Source organism: Methanothermobacter defluvii (assembly GCF_003385755.1).
Taxonomy (GTDB): domain Archaea; phylum Methanobacteriota; class Methanobacteria; order Methanobacteriales; family Methanothermobacteraceae; genus Methanothermobacter; species Methanothermobacter thermautotrophicus.
On record NZ_QREL01000001.1, the window covers coordinates 719,207 to 739,455 of the forward strand.

Consider the following 20,249-nt stretch of genomic DNA (forward strand, 5'->3'; position numbering starts at 1 on the left):
ATCACCGTCGGGTTTTATGGTTTTGAGTATGTTGCTGTAGTCTGTGGTCATAAATCATCATCACCGTCGGGTTTTATGGTTTTGAGTATGTTGCTGTAGTCTGTGGTCATAAATCATCATCACCGTCGGGTTTTATGGTTTTGAGTATGTTGCTGCAGTCTGTGGTCATAAATCATCACCATAAAGAATTGAGGTAAACTGCAGATAAACTAAATCCGGGATAGGGACCGGAGTGAGAGTGCACCGGCTATCCATATCAGTGGTCATGAATCAAAACTTTTCTGCCACTCATGGGGTCGGATCAGAACCTCAAAGTCTGAAGACCTCCATATCAGTGTAGATTGGCCCTGCAGGTGTGAGTTCACTCCTCTTGAGGGACACCTCACTGACCCTCATTGATCCGACCTCAACGTCCTCAAGTTCCCCTATGAGCTCAGCGAGTTTATCCCTGTTTCTCGGTCCCTTAACCCTCCCTACTGTGAGGTGGGGTACGTAGTCCCTCTCAGGACGGAACCCCATCTTCACGAATTCCATGTCAAGGCTCCTCTGAAGATCTGAGAAGGTTTCAGGGTTTTCAACTCCTAGCCAGACCACACGTATGTATCTGGGGTTCGGGAAGACACCAGCCCCCCTTATGCTGATTTCAAAGGGCTCATACCCACGGAGGGTGTCCCTCACCACATTCTCTATCCTCCTGAGCTTACCCTCACCAACATCACCGAAGAACTTGAGGGTGAAGTGCAGGTTCTCTGGTTCAACGAATTTGACCTGGGCATCCGCAGATTTGAGGGTATCCTGTATCCTGGATACATGGTCCCGCAGTCCCTCATCGAGGTCAACTGCAAGGAATGCTCTGACCTTCATTGCTTAACCTCCCCACTATGTTCAAGGCTTCTGAGCCTTTCAAGGCTCTCCCTGGGCGTTTCGATGGTGTTGAGGATGTACAGCTCCACCCTGCTGAAGAGTTCCATGAAGAAGTCCCTCCTGAGTTCTGTTTTCCTTTCATCCCGTATGAGCTGGTGGGGGTTGCAGAAGTCGTTCCCGGCCATGTACTCCAGGCCCTCCATGGCATTCAGCCTCCTGACTGGAGGGTTTGCAGGGTTTCTCTCAAGGAGGACGACCCTTTTGAGGCTGGTGGAGTCCCTTATCCTGTCCCTGAAGAGCATGCCCACATCTGCGACGCCCCTCCCCATGCTGTCAAGTTTAACAGAGCTTATGATATCCGAGTACTCGCCCCAGACATCCCCGATGTCATCCCTTATGTAGGAGTTCTTCTCTGAGGCGTATACCAGGACGCCGTTCTCAAAGAGGCGGGTGAAGAACCAGTCATCTGATATGTAGCTGTAGTCCCTATCAAGGAGGAGGCCGTAGGTGAGGGTTGTCTTCCCTGTCCCGGGTGGGCCGATGATGGCCAGACCCTCCCCCTTCCTGTCAATGGCTGAACCGTGGACAGAGTAGCGGCGATGTTCTGAGTGATACTCCTCGAAGAAGTCTGAGACCGCTGCAAGGGCTATGCTCTTAACCCAGCCATAGTAGTCGCAGTTCCTGATTATCACGGTTTTTGATACCGGCTCGTAGAGCACCTCAAGGTCCCCGCCATCTGAGATTGCGAATACCTTCGCATGGGGCCTCACATCGTCGCTCATGAATTTGAAGTTATCCTCCCATTCCTCCTTGAATGAGATGTTATCGGTCAGTAGCTTGACACAGGCACCGTGCAGGTTAGCCTTCCTCTCAAATAACCTCAGATCTGAGAGTTCAGCGAGTACTTCATCCTTCTCGGAGGGCCCTATCAACTTCACATGGTACATGTTATCCCTTTATGTAGCGGGGCATGGCTTACTTCACACACCATCATTTCTCGATTATGGTCTCCTTTATGGCCATCCCGAAGTGCCTGGCGGATTCGTCGAAGTAGACCAGGACCCTGTCACCCTCACCCAGTTCACTTACAGATACCGGTTCACCCTTATCATTCACGAGCCTTATTGTCTCGGCGTTCTGGAGGAGTGTCCTGACCTTCATGCCTTCATACTCTGCCTCAACGAGCATCAGGGGCCTCTTTTCGATCTTCACCCTCCCCACAATCGCGGAGCGTGATCTGCCATCCCTGTCAACTATGATGACCTCGTCGCCGGTTTCAAGTTCCGAGAGGTACCTGGTCCTGCCACCGGGCACCATGACGTAGGCCTGGACAGGACCCGCATTGACACGGAAGGGCCTTGATGCCACATACTCACTTTCCAGGGATTCACTGTGCACCAGGAACAGTCCCTGGGAGTAGCTACCCACAAGCATGCCCTCGCCTATCCCCATTATGGAGCATGTGTCCACGCAGACCCTGTCACCTGATCCGATGGGCTCGATGCGGGTTATGGTGGCGGGTTTAAGTTCGTAAGTCTCGCTTTCAATATTCTCAAGGAGGGCTGCAATGTCCTTTATCTGGGATATGTCTGCCGGTTCTATGAGGACACCGTCGGTGCCGTGTTCAAGGGTTTCAAGGGCAACCCGGGCCTCGTCCACGTCAGCCACCGCGGCGATGAGTTTAACATCCTCTTCCTGCAGGTCTGCGATTATGTTCTCCAGGGGGATGATCTTCCAGTCCTCACCCACCAGTATGAGGTAGTCAACGACGCGCCCGAGCCTCCTGGCAAGCTCCTCATGGGCCTTGCTCCTTATCTCCACGTAGGCTGCAACCTGTCTTCCACTTTCACTGAGTTCTGATGCCATTTCAAGGTCCCTTGAGTACTCAAGGGTCTCCGGGAGTTCAAGGGTCCCGTCACCCTCACCATCCCTACCTACAAGTACTATATCCGCGTCCTCATCAGGGGAGATGAGGGTCAGGTTACCCAGCTTCTTTATCCTCCCGGAATCGGCGGTGTCCACTATATGGTCTATCCCTGATTCCAGGGCCGCCGTTATGAAGGTCTTCTTCTCATCCCAGTAGGTGTCGGGGGCCAGGAGCCATGCGAACTTCATCTCACTCGCCACCCTTCAGTATCCTGACGGCCTCCTCGACACTCAGGCCATCATGGACTATGCCTGCTATGGCCCCTGTCATGTTTGCAGGTGAATCGGCCTGGAATATGTTCCTTCCAATGGCGACCCCTGCGCCCCCTGCCTCCACAGAGTCACTGACCATCTGGAGTAGCTCCTCCTCTGTCTCTATCTTTGGTCCGCCAGCTATCACCACAGGGACCGGGCACCCCTTCACAACGTCCCTGAAGGTGTCAGGGTCACCGGTGTAGTTGGTCTTTATTATGTCTGCACCGAGCTCTGCGCCTGCACGGGCTGCCAGCTTCACAACCTCCGGGTCGTGCTCATCATCTATCTTCTTACCCCTGGGGTACATCATGGCAATGAGGGGCATGCCCCAGTCATCACAGATCTCTGCAACGGTTCCGAGTTTTATCAGCATCTCGGGTTCCCTTTCGGATCCCACATTCACATGGACGGATACCGCGTCGGCACCCAGCTTGAGGGCCTTCTCAACTGAGGTCACAAGGACCTTATGGTTTGGGTCGGGGCCGAGGCCTGTGCTGGCCGAGAGGTGTATTATAAGTCCTATATCCCTCCCGTATCCCCTGTGTCCACTCCTGACCATTCCCTTGTGCATGAGAACGGCGTTTGCACCGCCACTTGCAACCTCATCTATGGTGCCTGCCATGTCGATTATCCCGCGAACGGGTCCAATGGAGACTCCGTGATCGAGGGGTACTATGACAGTCCTGTCCGTCTTCCTGTTGATTATCCTCTCAATCCTAATCCTTTTGCCTATCATGGGCACCCTCCTTGTATATCTTGCTGGACCAGAGCTTAAATTCCCTGAGTCGTGGGGGGATTCCAGCGTCCCCACTTGACTCAAGCCATCCATACCTGGAGGTGAATGACTCTTCGGTGATGGATGAGCATACAAAGTCCAGGAGCCCCCGGTTCCTTATGATGGAGACCCCTGGTTTGAGTGTGGATGACCAGATGAAGTAGACCTTGAAGGTTGTATCCGGGTGGTAGCCACCTCCAAGGTCCACGCTGAGAACATCACAGCTGTCTATCATGGTGCAGACCTTCTCGAGGGTTTCATGGAGCCGTACATCCCCTGAGATGAATTCAACGTTGTCACGTTCCCTGCTGAGGGACTCCATTACCTCGACAGCCTCGGGGCTGTTGTCGACGGCCACAACCCTCCCCTCAGGTACAAGGTCCGAGATTATGCGCGTTGAGTTACCCACGTGGCAGCCAAGCTCCACGACGGTGTGGGATGGTTCAAGGACCTCCCTGAGGACCTCACGGTAGATGTTGATATCATACACTATCCTTATCATCTGATCACGAAGCTGCTTCTGCTAACATCAATTAATATATCCTTTTAATTTAAAGTATTTTCCCCACAAATCCACATATCTGTTCATTATGAACCTCAGATGTAAGGGAAGGGTCATATAAGGCATAATCCAGCGGTGCTGGAGTTTTCAGAGTCTACGGTCGAGTGGCTGTCGGATCAGGGTCAGGGCCTGTGGCAGGGTATGTTTTTCATATGAACTGAGTTTGGAGTTCTGAGTACTTCAGGGGGCCTGTGGCGGGGTATGTTTTTCATATGAACCTTGCACCCAGCTGGTCGATACCGTAGGTACTGGTGCCAGCGCCACCGGCGTCAGGGTCCTCTGATAGGGCGAATACTGTGTTCCCAAGCATGGCCATGGAGGCACCCAGCGTACCCTCTGAGAGTTCCTCCAGGGGTTCCCTGAGCTCCTGGGGGATGAGGGCTGCCCCCTCTGCAAACTCCCGGGAGAGTTCCATGAACCGGGCCGGAGCTGGTCTCTCAAGCAGGCGGTCTATCATACCACCCCCCATCCTGTTGATGGCCCTCACATGGGCATCATCATGTATCACCGATGCGGTGTCAAGTTCCCCCAGCGTCCGGGTTATAACGTGGAGGCCGTCCTGGATGATCCTGTCAACCCTCCCGTACCCTGGCGGTCCCTCCCGGGTCCTGATGACCATTCCACCTGTTACCTCAGCTATGAGGTCCCCGAGACCGGTTCCGAGTTCAACCTCTGCACGGTGTGCCACCTCACCTGCCCTGTTGAAGGTGATGGGAAGTTCCAGTTCAGATGCAATTGCAAGGACGCTCCCGAGAGCGCAGGCGGCTGATGTCCCGAAACCACACCCTATGGGCACCTCCACCTCGTGGTGGATACTCACCCCCTCACTGAACCCTGTGAGCTCCCTCAGGATTTCAACGGCCCTAATGCTAACTCCATCATCATCTCTCCTTCCGTTCACCCTCACCTTCGTGGTGTCATCTGAACCCCTGAGCTTCACCCCGGTTTTAACACCCCTGTCCAGGACGACACCGGCCCCCCTGGACCCTGACCTCAGGGGGTCCCTCTGCATTACAACCTCGAAGAATCCTGTTATGTGTGCTGGTACAAAGACCCTGGGCTTCATTTTAAATACTTCCCTGAACATACCTTAATCTTTGATGTGTATCAACAGCAATATAATGATTTTCAGGGAGGAGAGAATTGTTGCGACCCTCCCGGTACAGACTGTAATGATTTCATGGAGGGCCTGAAATTAGAAAGAGGATAGATCTTCACACCCACAGCCTCCTGAGTGACGGTGAGCTCTTGCCATCCGAACTTGCAAGGAGGGCCTGTGTACTTGGACATGAGGCAATAGCCATCACTGACCACATAGACGCCTCGAACATAAACACCATAACAAACCTCATCGACGCCGTGGAGGACATAGGTGATAACTGGGACATCACGGTTATCCCGGGGGCTGAGATCACACATGCGCCCGTTGAGATAATTGAGAAACTTGCAGTGAGGGCAAGGAGGCTCGGGGCCGAGGTGATTGTTGTACACGGCGAAACCCTGGTGGAGCCGGTGATCCCCGGCACCAACCATGCAGCGGTAAGCTGCCCGGAGGTTGATATACTGGCCCATCCGGGCCTGATAACGATTGAGGACGTTGAACTGGCCCGTGAGAATGATGTGACCCTTGAGATAAGTGCCAGGAAGGGGCACTGCCTTGGTAATGGTCACGTGGCAGCCATTGCAGGGGAGGTTGGTGTCCCCATCGTGATTGACACGGATACCCATGCACCGGGGGATCTGATCGACTATGAGATGGCACGGAGGATAGGCCTCGGGGCCGGTCTAACCGAGTCCGGAGTGGAGGAGGCACTTGTGAGGAACCCCAGGAGGCTCCTTAAAAGGAATGGTATCCTCTGAAACTTGAAATGGATTCAGCGGATTTAAGGCGGCTTCAGCTGCTGTGGAATTCTATCCTTCTTTTTTCTTCGGTTCTGCTGCTGATTCAGATAGAATATCTTATATAATCCGCAGCTCTCATAATAATCCTTTGAAAGTGTTCGGGATCTTTAATGTGTTCCTTATATAATTTTTATCTTATACTCGTATTTTGATCCATGATACTGTTAGAATCCCCATTTCATTTTTTAACTCAGTTTAATTAGCTAATCCGGCACTAAATCCATAAGATTCTCGTATAGGTTATCTGAACTTCCAGCGAATTATTTTGAGTGATTGTTGTTTTTGCTTTTCTTTGGAGGATGTGATAATACATACTCCACGAGTTCCCTCAACTTTAAACCACCACTACAGGAAGTAGTAATAAGCATTAAAGAATATACGGCAAAATAATAATACTTTTTGATTTAGAACTAATATTTATATATACAAGAAGAGAAAAAATGGATTGGTGATAATATGATACTTGAAAATTTTAAGAGAGAATCTCTGATACCGCTGCCAGTGGCATTTATCTCAACGACAAGTAAAGATGGAATTAGAAACATAGCACCTTATTCATGTGTTATGCCAGTTTTACGCCCCTTTGATCTGATTTGTGTGGCTTCAGCAAAGATGAGAGACACACAAATCAGATCAAAGACACTGGGGAATTTGTTATTAATATGCCAGGGGTTGAAATGGTTGATAAAGTGATACCAACAGCTTCGCATGTTCCTTTTGATGTTAATGAATTTGAACTGGCGGATTTAAAGGAAAAACCCTCAAAAGAGATCAACGCGCCTGGAATTGAAGGGTGTTATGCATGGATGGAATGTAAACTGCATAACATTTATGAAGATGAGTATGAAGGCTTTCCTTATTTATTGATCCTCGGTAAAGTTGTGCATCTTGAAGTGGACGATGATATCTACAACCCAGAAGATGGTTCATGGGACATAGATAAGGCTAACCCTTTAATGATGGTAGAATCGGATCGTGGAATGCATTTCTGCACTGTTAGCGATATCAATAAATTTGAACCCTACGGTGCAATGTTCCCGGATGGCAAGGATCCTTTAGCATGGATGTATGAAAAAGGGGAGACCCGCGAATGAAACCAAATTTCGATGAATCGGAAAAGCCACGAATTTCTATCAAACAGGGAGAACACGTGGTCTTTAAAAGACATCCTTGAAGATTCCTTAAAAATAACCTTAAAAATAAAATAAAGAAATTTCTGGTCTTATCTTCTCCCTGTCCTGAACCTCAGTGTCCATTTATTCTCTGGGGCGTCAACCAGTGCACCGGAAGGTATGGTGAGGGTGTACCAGCTGTTCCGTGATAGCCTGTAGACTGGTTTCACATAGAGGGTGTTACCGGAAACCCATGCCCTGACCCTCACAGATTTACCAGACCTGTTTTTGAGGGTTACCCTGCTCCAGTACCTTCCAGGTTCTATTGTCTTTGAGAAGGTGACCCTTATTATCGGCCTCCTTGAGGTTACAGCTCCCGCAGCCGGGCTACTTGAAGTGATGTTTATACCCTTTGAAATGTAGGTTCTGAGGCTTTCAAGGCATGATATGAACATACCTGCGTCGCTGAGCTTTCTTGACTGGCTGTCATATTTATAGGTCTCATATATTATGGTGCTGTATCCCTGTGAGGCTATCGGCACTGTCACATACTGAGGACTTGTTGCCTTAGGGGGTGTATATACCCTCAGGAAGCCCATCCTGGATACTATCTGTTCCGTGTAATTTATGGTTGCAAGGTTCTCTGAGATCACATAGAGGAAGCGGGGGTATGCGTATCCACTCTGGCGGTAAAGGTTTTCATGGCAGTCAATGACCAGCAAAGGTTTCTCATTCTTTACATCGGGTACAATGAAGTTCCTTGCAAGTAGCTGGCCGTTCATACGACCCTTCGAGTAGTCGTAGGCATTGGATGTCACATGGACGCTGTAGAGGACGTATCTCTTTGTGAGGTTTGAGGTCTGGAGGGTCTTCCTCACGGCTTCATGTATACCTGACTCACGGGGATGAACCCCTATTATGAGTCCTATGGTCTCATTGGAGCTCTGGTTACCGTAGTAGTCCTTCTCAACATAGCCGTAACTTGTATTACCTATCTGGACAGCCTGACTGGATCCAATAAGGACAAAGATAACCACTAAAATTAAGAATTTCCAGAAGTTTTTGATGCTACCATCTCCTTAGTATTAAATTTTAGTATTAAATTCTCTTAAAATTATATATAAAAGTTTAGGGCAAGATGGTTCTCTGACCCGCAGATGCCTCTCTCTACTGAACCATGTCCGTGTCACTGGCTTCTCAATCCAGGACTTTGGAATTCAGGTTCTTGTAAACTTAATAACAAAAGATTTATATCATCACATAATAAAATAACACTTTGTAACTAATGGCTCGATGGAGGAAAAAGCCAAAATGAGAAGACTCAGCACATGGAAACTGAAGCTCAGAATGTTCCTGGCGACAGTACTTTTATTCGGATTGATCTATGCGATACTCATGGTCGTAGGATCCATCCTGGGACTTGGAGGACCACTCTTCTATGCCCTCCTGGGTTTCGGAGTGATATTCCTGCAGTACCTCATCTCCCCGAAGATAGTGGAACTCACAATGAACGTCCACTACGTGAGCGAAGCCGAGGCACCCCGACTGCATGCAATGGTCGATGAACTTGCACGAAGGGCCGGCATACCCAAACCAAGGGTCGGAATAGCGGAGATCGCATTGCCCAACGCATTCGCCTTCGGAAGAACAAAGGCTGATGGAAGGGTTTGCGTGACCCGGGGGATACTCAACCTCCTTGATGAGGAGGAACTGAGGGCAGTCCTCGGACATGAGATATCCCATATAAAGCACAGCGACATGATAGTCATGACCCTGGTGAGCGCCGTCCCCCTCATATGTTACTACATATTCTGGAGCACGGTCTTCAGCAGGGATGATGAGGCAAATCTGGTGGGTATTGCAGCCCTCATTGCATACTTCATAGGCCAGCTCATAGTGCTCTTCATATCAAGGACAAGGGAGTACTACGCTGACCAGGGTAGTGTGGAGATTGGTGGTCAGCCACACAAACTTGCAAGCGCACTCTACAAGCTTGTCTACGGCTCAGCCCAGTTCAACAGGGACGACCTGAAACAGGTCGAGGGTGTCAAGGCCTTCTTCCTGAATGATGTGTCAGCGGCGTACGGTGAGATAGAGGACCTCCGCCAGCTTGACATGAACATGGATGGGACCATAGACCTCGCTGAACTCCAGAGGATAAAATACGGTGGAGTTAAGGTCGGAATGGGTGCAAGGATCCTTGAACTGTTATCAACACACCCGAACATGCTTAAGAGGGTTGAGAGGCTGTCCAAATTCACCTGATTCTTTTTTACCTTTTTCTGAGGTAGTTGTCTGAGTTCATCAATTTTTTTTTTGAATTTGAGTTCTTTGAAACGGTTTTTCAGTACCTGGATCTAGATTAGCTGCAGATCCATAGAGTGAGTCACCATGGTGTTGAGACAGAGAAGGTATGTCCTCAAAAAGGAAGATGGTGTCATCAAAAAATAATGTTGCTGGGAATCTCTGATTCTGGAGGTCCAGAAAGGGTTTCAGTACTCCTTCACAACACCCACAATGGCTGACCTTGGAACCCAGGTGTTCAGGGGTGTTCTCACAATAACGGAGGTCGGAGTGTAGATGCGTTCAACCTTCTTGTTATCACTCATCAGGTAGACCCTTTCAGGTTCGATCTTGCCGACCCTCTTCACAATGAGGCCGTATTCAGGGTGCCTTGCTATTACTATGTCCCCCACGCTGTACCTGTCTGTCTTGAGGACTATGAGGTCCTGGCCGTCCTTCAGTGTTGGATACATTGAGTCACCGCTCACAACGGCCGGCATTGGGAGCTGGTCAACACCGAACTGTGACTCTATCCTGACGTTAACCTCCCTGTAACCGTACCTCTCTGCTATGTCAGTAACGTCCTTTTTTATTGATTCAACGGTGCTGTCAGGGTCATTGATGACATCCGCCATGTAGTCCCCTATCTTCTGCTCCATCCCTGCGGGGACCTTCTGGAAGAAGATGGTGTCGGCCTCAACGGTGATGTTAACACCATCAGTCTTTATGGTTATGTCAACAGAATCCACATGATCAAGGTAGTAAAATGCACCTGAAACGGCGATGATAGCAAGCACTGCAATGGCAATCAGAACCTTCTTCATGGTCAATCCTCCGGCATGAGTTCTCTAATCATTTTCCGGGTTACATCAACATCCATCTGTCCCGGGGCTGTCCCCCTCCCCATTGATGCGAAGGTGATGGGTGAGCCAAAGAGGGCGGCTGCAACCCTCGTGTATTTACCGAGTTCCCCCATGGATATTGCCACAGTGTCCTCCTCAAATGTGAGGAGCTGGAGTACCACCAGGGTGTCTGCCAGGTTCTCTGGCATCACAGCTACCTTGGCGATGTCGCCCATCTCCTTAGCCATCCTGACGATCCTCAGGAGGGCCTCCAGTGAGGGCGTCTCCCTGAAGTTATGGTAGGATACGATGCTTCTCCTGGCACTGCCTGTGACCCGCTCTATGTCCTCACGGGCACTGCTGAGTTCAATATCCACGAAGTCGGCGACCTCAGCGGCAGCCATCAGCAGCTTTATTCTTTCATCCTCGCTGCCACTGAAATGACCACCCTCGACAGGTGATCGGTTGGTTGCAATCACAGGGAACCCTATATCCTCTATGAGTTCCCTGATATTAACTTCTCCAGGATTCTGGAGGCCATCAATTCTTATTTCAAGGATATCCGCACCTGCATCAATGGCCCTCCCGGCTGACTCAGTAACCTCCGGGGCTGTCTTCTCAAATACAGGGACACAGATCTTTGTGTTCATGTGAAATATTTCTCCCACACTTTTTTGGAGTCTTCAGAGAACTAAAGATTTTAGTGTGATTCTTTATGTCCCTTTTGATATAAAATAATTTTTTGAGGGGAGCGCTGATACCCTCTGAGGCCAGCCCTCCCATATATTTCACATGCCCCCTCCAGTTCCCCATTCCCATGAGATGAGGTCCCCTCTAAACTATTTATTCAGGCAGCTCAAATTAGGTATAGGTGATCGTTTTGAAGATAACTTCCATAGGTGCAGATATATCAGATAACGATACGAGCTGCAGCAGGGAACTTATAGCATCCCTTGAGGCCTCCATACCGGGACTTCTTGATGCGGGTGCAGAGAGCGCGGCACTGACAAACATAACAGGCGACGACGTTGTTATAAGTGCCTTCGTGGAGGATGACATGCTTGAGACCGTGAACAGGGCCATAGTTGAGATACTCAGGGATTCATCAGAGAGCCTGGGAGACCTTGAGGGGATATCAGATGAACCAGACGGCGCGGGGGAGGGCATATCATATGCAGAGGCAGCTGTACGGCAGGACAGGTACCCGGATGCAGTTATACTGGCATTTGACACCTATGGTGGTGAAGACTTCGTGGCTGACGTTGCAAATTCTGCCATAGCCGCAGCCAGGGGCATGGATGGGGTTACCGATGTGAGCCAGGAGATAAGGCCGGGTGTCCGTGAAATCCCCGGGGTGGGCTATGTATCTGATAAGACCGACGACCCGGTGGTCGCTGCGACCATAGAGGACATTGAGAGTGTTGGCGTTGCAGCAGGGGCGATGCTCGGCGCTGCACTCGGCCATAAGAACGTCCACCTTGTAAGGAGGGGCTCACCATCACATGTAATACCCGGCAGCGTCATAGTTTCAGCCACAGCCTTCCTCAACGGTAACCTCATAGACCTCGCAGTACCCTTTGAGGAGAGGACGAGGATACTGAGGGTTTTATGATTTTTTCAGTGACCTCCACCGATGTGGAGTCATATTATCCTTAATATGTGAAGGGCTCTTCAGAACTCTAAATTAAACACTTCTCCTGAACGGCTCTTCATGAGCATAATTAAATATTTCAGACCACAAAAGAAAGGATGAGGGGATCAATCATGATACTGCTTGATGAGGATACCAGGTGCCTTGTTCAGGGCATAACAGGTAAACAGGGATCATTCCACACTAAACAGATGCTCGACTATGGAACCCGCATAGTGGCGGGTGTTACGCCCGGTAAGGGCGGCCAGGAGTTCCTTGGCGTGGATGTCTACAACTCGGTGGAGGAGGTCACCGAGGAGACCGATGTCAATGCATCCATAATATTTGTACCTGCACCCTTCGCCAAGGACGCGGCCTTTGAATCAATAAAACACCTCGACCTTGTGGTTATAATAACCGAGCACATACCTGTCCATGACTCCATGCAGATAATGGAGTACGCCTCTAGGATGGGGAAAACGGTTATAGGTCCCAACACCCCCGGCATAATCACTCCGGGTGTCGGGAAGCTTGGCATAATGCCCACCCACATATTCACTGAGGGAAGCATAGGCATAGTCTCAAGGAGCGGCACACTGACCTATGAATTCGCAGCCCAGCTCACAGAGGCAGGATTCGGCCAGAGCACCTGCGTTGGTATCGGGGGAGACCCTGTAACAGGACTCGGATTCGTGGATGTACTTGAAAGATTCGAGGATGACCCCGATACAGAAGCCGTCGTCCTGATAGGTGAGATAGGCGGAGACGCAGAGGAGAGGGCTGCCAGTTACATAGAGCAGATGTCAAAGCCTGTTTTCGCCTTCATATCAGGTGCAACTGCACCCCCAGGTAAGCGGATGGGACATGCGGGGGCAATAATTGAGGGCGGAACAGGTACCGCCAGCAGCAAGAGGGAGGCCCTGGAGGCGGCCGGGGCCGTGGTTGTTGACAGGCCATCAGCCATAGTCGATGAGATAAGGACCCAGCTGGGGGTGCGCTGATGTCAATCATGGATGACCTCATGGAGGGAAGGATCAAGCTCTATGAGATTGAAAGGCACGTCCCGGTGGATGAGGCCGTCGGGATAAGAAGGGAATTCATTGAGAGGACCTGCGGGGTTAAACTTGAACACGTCTCAAACTACAGCATTGACATGGAGCGGGCCTCAAGGAGGAACATAGAGAACCCCATAGGGGCTGTGCAGATCCCCCTGGGAGTTGCGGGGCCACTCACTGTGAGGGGTGAACACGCAGACGGAGAGTACTATGTGCCCCTGGCAACCTCTGAGGGCGCCCTCGTCGCATCGGTGAACAGGGGATGCTCGGTGATCACACGGGCCGGCGGCGCCACCGTCAGGGTGACCGGTGACTCCATGACCCGCGCACCGGTCATAAGGACAGGGTCCGTGGTTGAGGCCCTACAGCTGAGGGAATGGATCTACGATAACATGGATGCCCTCAGGGAGGAGGCAGAATCCACAACCAGACACGGGAAGCTCGTGAAGATAGACCCTGTCATCGTGGCTGGGTCCTATGTATACCCACGCTTCGTCTACACAACCGGTGACAGCATGGGGATGAACATGGTCACCATTGCAACCGAGAGGGCCCTTGAACTCCTCACCAGGGAGACCGGGGCCCATGTGATAGCACTGAGCGGTAACCTCTGCACCGACAAGAAGCCCGCCGCCGTTAACCTCATAGAGGGGAGGGGTAAGAGCATAACAGCCGAGATCACGGTACCCGGCGAGATGGTCGAGTCTGTCCTTAAAACAACGCCTGAGGCAGTGGTCGAGGTTAACACAGCCAAGAACCTCATCGGTTCAGCAGCAGCAGGTAGCATGGGTTTCAATGCACATTACGCCAACATAATAGGGGCCATATTCCTTGCAACAGGACAGGACGAGGCCCACATAGTCGAGGGAAGTCTGGGGGTTACCATTGCAGAGGAGAGAAACGGGGACCTCTACTTCGCGGTGAACCTCCCCGATGTCCCGCTGGCAACCGTTGGCGGAGGTACCGGACTTGAAACAGCATCTGAGTGCCTTGATATCCTGGGTGCCAGGGGAGGCGGCAGGGTACACGCCTTTGCAGAGATAGTCGGAGGGGCCGTCCTTGCTGGTGAGCTGTCCCTGATGGGGGCCCTTGCAGCGGGTCACCTTGCACGTGCACACAGTGAACTCGGCCGTGGCTGACCAGGATCATGCTGAGGATACATTTAATGGGATGGATGATCAGGGATGGATATACGCGGATTTCTTCATGAGTACATAAACATGAGCAGGTACGTGGCCCTGGGCACACTTGACGGTATACTGGCTGTTATGGGTGTCACCCTGACGGCGAGCGGGGTTGCAGGTGCCGGAGGCCTCAGTGTGGATAACTACCTCATAGCCCTCACCGGCCTCAGTGGTGGTGTGGCCCTTGCAATGTCCAATGCCTTCGGGTCATTCATTGGTGAGAGGGCTGAGGAGACCCGGACCATGCGTGAACTTGAGAGGAAGATGATGATGGATGAGGGTAAGCTCGATGACACCATCATCCACCAGCAGGCCAGGAGGAGGGTGTACATGAGCATGTTCACCCATGGGTTCTCCAGCTTCATGGGATCCTTTGTACCGGTCCTGCCCTTCCTTGTGATAGCTGACAGGATGACTGCAACCATCGTAACGGTCCTCTTATGCCTCATCGCACTCCTGATCCTGGGAGTATACCTCGGGAGGGTTTCAAGGGAGAACATCCTGAGGACGAGCCTTGAGGTTGTGGTTATAGGTGTACTTATAGGAGTGGTCAGCCTGCTTCTCGGGGGTTCACACTGACGCCCCCTCTCTGATTCTGTTTTTAATGTCCAGTTTTCACTGAATGCCCCGGACTGTATCTGAATCATATTCTGGAACAGTAACGCCGTGGAGCTGACCTGCCGTTAATGTGAGGGCATGGTTAAGGCATCACTAAAAAAATGTCGGAATAACTGTAAAGGTTGAAGCATATCAGGGATCTCAAAAAAACTTTATCCAGGGCTCTGTTACTCAGGGGTAGCCCCTGAGATCCTGTTTTTAAGATGAGGAGGGAGTCATTCAGATCCCGTAGACCCTCTCAACGGTCTCCTCGTGGATCCGGTAGGCGTCCTCCTCGGTGAAGATCCCCTTATTGATGAATTCAAGGGTCCTCCTCGGCACTGTTTTTGGACCGAGGACGGCGCCGGGTCTTCTGATATCATCAAGGTAGTCTGTCTCCATCAGGAAATGACCCCCCTTCCTGATACCATCCCTCACAACGTCCCTTGAGGCAATTAGTGATGGAGTTAACCCATGGTTCTCCTCAGGGGCTGTAAGGGGCCCTGAGAAGTGCTTTATAACCATATATTTCCTTATCCCAGCCCTTTTAGCCATCCCTGCGAATTCCCTGAACTCCTCCGGACCCGAGCTCTCGGTGTGTAGCTGAACAGGGCATGAAGCCTCGGCTGCAAGCTCCATGGCATATACCATGAGCCTGTTATGGGCTGCGAGCTCCTCGTCACTGACCGGGTAGTGGGGCCTTCCTACCTCACCGATGGCCACAGCCATCCCATCCAGTACCAGGGACTGGGCATATTCCAGTCCATTCCTGATCATCTCCTCGGCCTTCTCAATCTCACGGCCCGCCTCAAGGAGCCTTGATAGCTCTGCAGGGTGCAGTCCCACAACCGCATGGGCCTCAACTTCAGTCTCCCTGTTGATCATCTCAACGTAGCCCAGGACCGTGTCCATGGTTTTACGGTAGTCGGTCCCTGCATTTATGGTCCAGGAGGGTTTATTCGGGATTATCATCCTCCTTCCACCGGCCCTGTAGAATTTCTCTGCAACTGCAACGGGGCCCTCACCGTTAACAGGGTCAACGTGTATGTGGTTATCGGTGATGGGGATGTCCATCCTATCACTGCTCCGGTGTCTTCCCGGGGACCTGGCTCATGCAGGTCTTAGGTCTTCTGATTTCACCCTCAAGGCCCATCTTCTCCAGGACGGCCCTGAAGTCCACCTTTGTCTTGAAGCAGCCGTCCCTCAGGAGGGGTACACCCTGGGGCGAGAACCTCGACAGCTTCATCATGGCGAGGTTCAGGTCCTGGTAGCAGGCAACCCCAAGGACCGCCTTGAACCTGTGCTCCTCCACGATCTTCTTTATGAAGGTTGACCCTGGTATCACGAAGACGGTGTATCCGATGGCCTCAGCCCTCTCCTTGATCTTCCCTATGATGCACCTGTTGCATCCGGTGCAGATCAGCCCTGTCCTTTCGAGTCTGGCCTCGCACTCAGGATTTCTGAGGCAGTGTGGCAGTACAAGGGCCTTATCATGGGGGTCTATGGATTTGAACCGCTTCTCGTTGATCTTGTTCCTGACCTCAACACCTATCTGGTCCACTATGCGGCTGTTGAGGCCAAGGGTCTCTGAGAACTTCTTGAATGGCCCATAGAACATGTCGACCGTGATGAGGAGGAGCCTGGGGAATATAAGTCTGTCCTCATTCAGGAGGAGCCTTCCAAGGAAGAGGCTTGAAGCCAGCATAACCAGTATGCCCACCCCTGCAAGGAATACCAGCTGTCCAAATATCTGATAGAATTCACTGATCATGGTCATTCACTGTGATGGTTTATGTGGCCCTGCCTTAAAAATAGTTTCCCACATCACCAGTCAAGTACCTCCCTCCACACCCTGATACCGGGGGGTGCATTCAGGAGTTCAACACCGCCATCCACCGACACGATCTCCATGCCTGAGAGTGCCGGTGCAGAGCAGAGGAGGTGGTGGTCGGGGTGTGTCCCCGGTGTTATGTCACAGCTGAGCCTCACCCTGTCTGCGGCTGAGACAACCATCTTCAGCCTCCGTGACCCTGGATGGTCCTCCGGCAGGACCACGAGGGGGTTCCCGGTCTCAAGGAGGAGGTATGCAAGGGCCTTTATACCCCTCTTCATCTTATCATCGGCCCTGAAGGCGGATATGACTATGAGGTCCCGGGGTTCGAGGAAGAGGGCCACCTCATCCTCTGCTGTGTTCATGAATATGGTCCGCTCTCTACGTGATGGTATGACTCCAAGGAGCCCCCCGGCCTCGACAAAGAGTATCTCGTCCTCATTGATTTTGAATTCCAGGGTACCACCTAGCCTTCGCATTCAACATTATCTGACTGGCATGATGGGCAGATAACCCGCCTTCCAACACCCTTGAATTCGTTTCCACAGTCAAGGCACCTGCATTTACGTGTCTTCATCTTCTTGATGTCTATATCGGCCATTGGACCTCCAACGGTACACATATCTACCACCTTTGAATTCTATATCTTGCATCATTTATCTACTTTACCCGGATGTACTCCTGGCTGAGGGATATTTACTGGTCTTCAGTGTTGAGTTCGTGCTCATGGATTACCCGTGGAGAATACTGTAATACAGGGGACCGTAAAAACTTATTATTCAGAACCGGTATAGAATATTACAGGTCCATATGACCGGGTGAGTTAATGAAGAACCTTGTTTTTCCATTCACAGCAATAGTAGGACAGGAAAAGGTGAAAAAGGCCCTTGTACTTAACGCTATAAACCCTGCCATCGGCGGGGTTCTTATAAAGGGGGATAAGGGTACCGGTAAGACGACGGCTGTAAGGGCACTTGCGGATCTCCTGCCATCCATCCGGACGGTGAAGGGCTGTCCCTTCAACTGCGACCCGGATGAACCTGAATCAGCATGTGATCTGTGCCGTGAAGGCGACTTTGAGGTTGAATACCGGAAGATGAGGGTGGTTGAACTCCCCCTCGGCTCAACCGAGGACAGGGTTGTCGGATCCCTTGACATCAGGAAGGCCATAAGGGAGGGTATAAAGGCCCTTGAGCCAGGGATACTTGCAGAGGCGAACAGGAACATACTCTACGTGGATGAGATAAACCTCCTGGACGACCACCTCGTCGACGTCCTCCTTGACGCAGCAGCCTACGGTGTGAACACGGTTGAAAGGGAGGGCATATCACTCCAGCACCCCTCCAGGTTCATACTGGTGGGGACCATGAACCCGGCTGAGGGTGAACTCAGGCCCCAGCTCTCGGACAGGATAGGTATACATATAAATGTGGGCACAATCAGCGACATAAAAAAACGCGTCCTTATCATGAAGAGGCGTGATGAATTCGAGCAGGACCCTGAGGGCTTCATTGAGAGGTTCAGGGACAGCCAGAGGGAACTCCTTGAGAGGATAATGGGTGCAAGAAAACTCCTTCCTGCAGTCACCATAGATGACTACCTCCTTGAACTCATAGCAAGGGTCTGTGTGGATGCCGGTGTTGACGGCCACAGGTCGGACATTGCAATCGTACGCACCGCCAGGGCCCTTGCAGCCTTCAGTGGAAGAAGGAGGGTGCATGAGGAGGATGTTGAGGAGGCAATAATCCTTGTCCTGGGGGAGAGGATCCCGGGTAAGACATACAACCGTGAGAACACACGAAGAGAAATGCAGAGGGCCAGGGAGGAGATGGAGAAGGAGTCAGAGGATGATGGGGGTTCTGATGATGATTCCAGAGGGGATGAATCAGATTCCTCCCCTGAAGGTGATGAATCAGGGTCACCCCCGGAGGCTGAGGATCAGGGCCTGGGTGAACCCGGGACACCACCTGATGATACCCCTGAAGAAGGGGACACAGGGAGTACCGGAACCGGCGGAAGGGGCATGGCCCTCACCACGGAGTCAGGGAGAACCCCTGAAACTCAGGATGTGGATGTTGACATAAAGAAACTCCTTAAACTGAAGGGTAAGAAGAAGGAGAGGCTGTACGGTAGCAGGGTTGAATCGAAGACCCGCAGGGGAAAATACGTCAGGAGCAGGTTCCCCAGGGGAGACCATACTGATGTGGCCATCGATGCAACCATAAGGGCAGCTGCCGCCCACTCCAGGGGTGACATAAGGGTCAGGGATGAGGACATCCGCCAGAAGATAAGGAAGCACGGTGCAAGGGCATCCATAGTCCTGGTGGTGGATATAAGCGGTTCAATGTTCTCAGAGAGGAAGGCCTCCATGGTCAAGGGCCTTATAGAGAGGTTCATAGAGGACGCCCAGCGGCACCATGACAGGATAAGCGTCGTTGGATTCCGGGGGCGGGACGCCGAGGTTATAATACCATCAACCTCCCACGGCGCATCCTTCAGGGAGGTGGTTGACGGTATAAGGGTGGGGGGCACCACCCCCATGGCCCAGGGGATAGAGAGGGGCCTTGAGATACTCAGGGCCGAGAAGAGAAGGAAGGAATACGTCCCCCTCATGGTCATACTCAGTGATGGAATGCCCAACGTCGGCCTTAACAGGAACCCCAGGAGGGAGGCCCTTGATGCCGCATCAAGACTCAGGGATGAGGATATACCATCAATCGTGATAAACTTTGAGAGGGGTGTCAGGGGCGGAAGGGACTTCAACATGGAGGTGGCCCTCGCATCCGGTGGGAGCTACTATGACCTTGAAAACCTTAAAGACCCATCAACAGCCATTGAGAGTATAATGGAACATGAGAGGGCTGTCTTCCAGGCCCGCTGAATCCAAATTATTTATAGCTGGACAGACAATATCAGCCTGATGAAGATTGTGGTCTACCATGCAGAGGAATGCGACAGGAAGAAATGCACAAGCCTCAAGCTTGGCAGGAAGGGAAAATTTAAAATAGTTAACAGTCTAAACCAGATACCGAGGGGTGCCCTTGTACTCAACCCCTTCGCAGAGAAGGCTGTCTCACCAGAGGACAGGGACATGGTACTCAGGAGGGGTATCGCAGCACTTGACTGTTCATGGAAGAGGGTCAGGAAGTCTTCTGTCATATTCCAGACAGCACGTAACCACAGGGCCCTCCCCTTCCTTGTGGCTGCAAACCCCACAAACTATGGCAGACCATGCATACTTTCAACTGCAGAGGCTGTGGCAGCAACCCTTTATATAGTTGGACTGAAAGATATAGCCTCTGACATAATGTCATACTTCAAGTGGGGTCCTCATTTTATAGACCTCAATCGTGAACTGCTTGAAGCTTACTCCAGGGCATCTGACAGCTCTGAGGTTGTAGAGATTCAGAAAAAATTCATAGGAGGCTAAT

General features: G+C 51.5%; 23 protein-coding genes. 10 read left to right on the plus strand and 13 right to left on the minus strand.

Annotation, left to right across the window (positions count from 1 at the left end):
• Positions 1-309 precede the first annotated feature (309 nt).
• From thpR to C7452_RS03965, 6 genes are all read right to left on the minus strand, one after another.
• Complete coding sequence (thpR, locus tag C7452_RS03940; protein ID WP_115892271.1) at positions 310-864, minus strand: RNA 2',3'-cyclic phosphodiesterase; 555 nt, start codon at positions 862-864, stop codon at positions 310-312.
• The gene (locus C7452_RS03945) at positions 861-1,811 is read right to left on the minus strand and encodes a hypothetical protein (protein ID WP_115892272.1); all 951 of its coding nucleotides are present in this window, start codon (positions 1,809-1,811) and stop codon (positions 861-863) included. Before C7452_RS03945 ends, thpR begins: the two co-directional genes overlap by 4 nt.
• Positions 1,812-1,854: 43 nt before the next feature.
• The gene (locus C7452_RS03950) at positions 1,855-2,979 is read right to left on the minus strand and encodes a 3-dehydroquinate synthase II (RefSeq protein ID WP_115892273.1); all 1,125 of its coding nucleotides are present in this window, start codon (positions 2,977-2,979) and stop codon (positions 1,855-1,857) included.
• Position 2,980: 1 nt separating this feature from the next.
• On the minus strand, positions 2,981-3,781 hold the full coding sequence (locus tag C7452_RS03955; RefSeq protein WP_010876218.1) for a 2-amino-3,7-dideoxy-D-threo-hept-6-ulosonate synthase: 801 nt from the start codon (positions 3,779-3,781) through the stop codon (positions 2,981-2,983).
• Positions 3,762-4,322 carry a class I SAM-dependent methyltransferase gene (locus tag C7452_RS03960; RefSeq protein ID WP_010876217.1) on the minus strand — a complete coding sequence of 187 codons (561 nt, stop codon included), beginning with the start codon at positions 4,320-4,322 and terminating at the stop codon, positions 3,762-3,764. Before C7452_RS03960 ends, C7452_RS03955 begins: the two co-directional genes overlap by 20 nt.
• Before the next feature lie 268 nt (positions 4,323-4,590).
• Entirely contained in the window at positions 4,591-5,448 is an 858-nt protein-coding gene (locus tag C7452_RS03965) for a pantoate kinase (protein ID WP_245942819.1), read from the minus strand.
• 128 nt (positions 5,449-5,576) lie between these two features.
• On the opposite strand from C7452_RS03965, the gene C7452_RS03970 reads away from it, so the two are divergent.
• From C7452_RS03970 to C7452_RS03975, 3 genes are all read left to right on the plus strand, one after another.
• A complete protein-coding gene (locus tag C7452_RS03970) occupies positions 5,577-6,242 on the plus strand; it encodes a histidinol phosphate phosphatase domain-containing protein (protein WP_115892275.1) in 666 nt (221 codons plus the stop codon).
• 498 nt (positions 6,243-6,740) lie between these two features.
• Positions 6,741-6,977 carry a hypothetical protein gene (locus C7452_RS09140; RefSeq protein WP_245942871.1) on the plus strand — a complete coding sequence of 79 codons (237 nt, stop codon included), beginning with the start codon at positions 6,741-6,743 and terminating at the stop codon, positions 6,975-6,977.
• Complete coding sequence (locus tag C7452_RS03975; protein ID WP_245942820.1) at positions 6,947-7,378, plus strand: flavin reductase family protein; 432 nt, start codon at positions 6,947-6,949, stop codon at positions 7,376-7,378. Before C7452_RS09140 ends, C7452_RS03975 begins: the two co-directional genes overlap by 31 nt.
• Positions 7,379-7,506: 128 nt before the next feature.
• Here C7452_RS03975 and C7452_RS03980 read toward each other — a convergent pair whose 3' ends face one another.
• Positions 7,507-8,433 (minus strand): Ig-like domain-containing protein, encoded by a 927-nt coding sequence (locus C7452_RS03980; RefSeq protein ID WP_245942821.1) that lies wholly within the window; start codon positions 8,431-8,433, stop codon positions 7,507-7,509.
• Positions 8,434-8,707: 274 nt separating this feature from the next.
• Between C7452_RS03980 and C7452_RS03985 the strand changes: the two genes are divergently transcribed.
• Complete coding sequence (locus C7452_RS03985; protein ID WP_115892277.1) at positions 8,708-9,661, plus strand: zinc metalloprotease HtpX; 954 nt, start codon at positions 8,708-8,710, stop codon at positions 9,659-9,661.
• Positions 9,662-9,888: 227 nt separating this feature from the next.
• Here the strand turns inward: C7452_RS03985 and C7452_RS03990 are convergent, their stop codons facing one another.
• Both C7452_RS03990 and aroD read right to left on the minus strand, forming a co-directional pair.
• Positions 9,889-10,503, minus strand: coding sequence for a S24/S26 family peptidase (locus C7452_RS03990; protein WP_115892278.1), 615 nt, complete (start codon positions 10,501-10,503; stop codon positions 9,889-9,891).
• Between the two features lie 2 nt (positions 10,504-10,505).
• The gene (gene aroD, locus C7452_RS03995) at positions 10,506-11,171 is read right to left on the minus strand and encodes a type I 3-dehydroquinate dehydratase (protein ID WP_048175372.1); all 666 of its coding nucleotides are present in this window, start codon (positions 11,169-11,171) and stop codon (positions 10,506-10,508) included.
• Between the two features lie 230 nt (positions 11,172-11,401).
• Between aroD and C7452_RS04000 the strand changes: the two genes are divergently transcribed.
• The 4 genes from C7452_RS04000 to C7452_RS04015 all read left to right on the plus strand — a co-directional run bounded on the left by C7452_RS04000 (position 11,402) and on the right by C7452_RS04015 (position 14,969).
• Positions 11,402-12,133 (plus strand): hypothetical protein, encoded by a 732-nt coding sequence (locus tag C7452_RS04000; RefSeq protein WP_115892279.1) that lies wholly within the window; start codon positions 11,402-11,404, stop codon positions 12,131-12,133.
• Positions 12,134-12,285: 152 nt separating this feature from the next.
• Positions 12,286-13,152, plus strand: a complete 867-nt coding sequence (sucD, locus tag C7452_RS04005; RefSeq protein WP_115892522.1) for a succinate--CoA ligase subunit alpha — start codon at positions 12,286-12,288, stop codon at positions 13,150-13,152.
• Positions 13,152-14,345, plus strand: a complete 1,194-nt coding sequence (gene hmgA / locus C7452_RS04010; protein ID WP_115892280.1) for a hydroxymethylglutaryl-CoA reductase (NADPH) — start codon at positions 13,152-13,154, stop codon at positions 14,343-14,345. The genes sucD and hmgA overlap by 1 nt, the downstream gene beginning before the upstream one ends.
• A gap of 45 nt (positions 14,346-14,390) precedes the next feature.
• Positions 14,391-14,969, plus strand: coding sequence for a TIGR00267 family protein (locus C7452_RS04015; protein ID WP_115892281.1), 579 nt, complete (start codon positions 14,391-14,393; stop codon positions 14,967-14,969).
• 258 nt (positions 14,970-15,227) lie between these two features.
• On the opposite strand, the gene C7452_RS04020 is transcribed toward C7452_RS04015, so the two are convergent.
• From C7452_RS04020 to C7452_RS09035, 4 genes are read right to left on the minus strand one after another with little or no spacing between them, the layout of a single operon-like run.
• Positions 15,228-16,061 carry a TatD family hydrolase gene (locus tag C7452_RS04020; RefSeq protein WP_115892282.1) on the minus strand — a complete coding sequence of 278 codons (834 nt, stop codon included), beginning with the start codon at positions 16,059-16,061 and terminating at the stop codon, positions 15,228-15,230.
• Between the two features lie 4 nt (positions 16,062-16,065).
• A complete protein-coding gene (locus tag C7452_RS04025) occupies positions 16,066-16,764 on the minus strand; it encodes a DUF116 domain-containing protein (RefSeq protein WP_010876198.1) in 699 nt (232 codons plus the stop codon).
• A 47-nt stretch (positions 16,765-16,811) separates the two neighbouring features.
• Positions 16,812-17,297 (minus strand): hypothetical protein, encoded by a 486-nt coding sequence (locus C7452_RS04030; RefSeq protein WP_115892284.1) that lies wholly within the window; start codon positions 17,295-17,297, stop codon positions 16,812-16,814.
• On the minus strand, positions 17,285-17,440 hold the full coding sequence (locus tag C7452_RS09035) for a hydrogenase maturation nickel metallochaperone HypA (protein ID WP_143485748.1): 156 nt from the start codon (positions 17,438-17,440) through the stop codon (positions 17,285-17,287). The genes C7452_RS04030 and C7452_RS09035 overlap by 13 nt, the downstream gene beginning before the upstream one ends.
• Positions 17,441-17,644: 204 nt before the next feature.
• On the opposite strand from C7452_RS09035, the gene C7452_RS04035 reads away from it, so the two are divergent.
• Positions 17,645-19,699, plus strand: coding sequence for a VWA domain-containing protein (locus C7452_RS04035; protein WP_115892285.1), 2,055 nt, complete (start codon positions 17,645-17,647; stop codon positions 19,697-19,699).
• A gap of 39 nt (positions 19,700-19,738) precedes the next feature.
• Positions 19,739-20,248, plus strand: coding sequence for a DUF367 family protein (locus tag C7452_RS04040; protein WP_115892286.1), 510 nt, complete (start codon positions 19,739-19,741; stop codon positions 20,246-20,248).
• Position 20,249 lies beyond the last annotated feature (1 nt).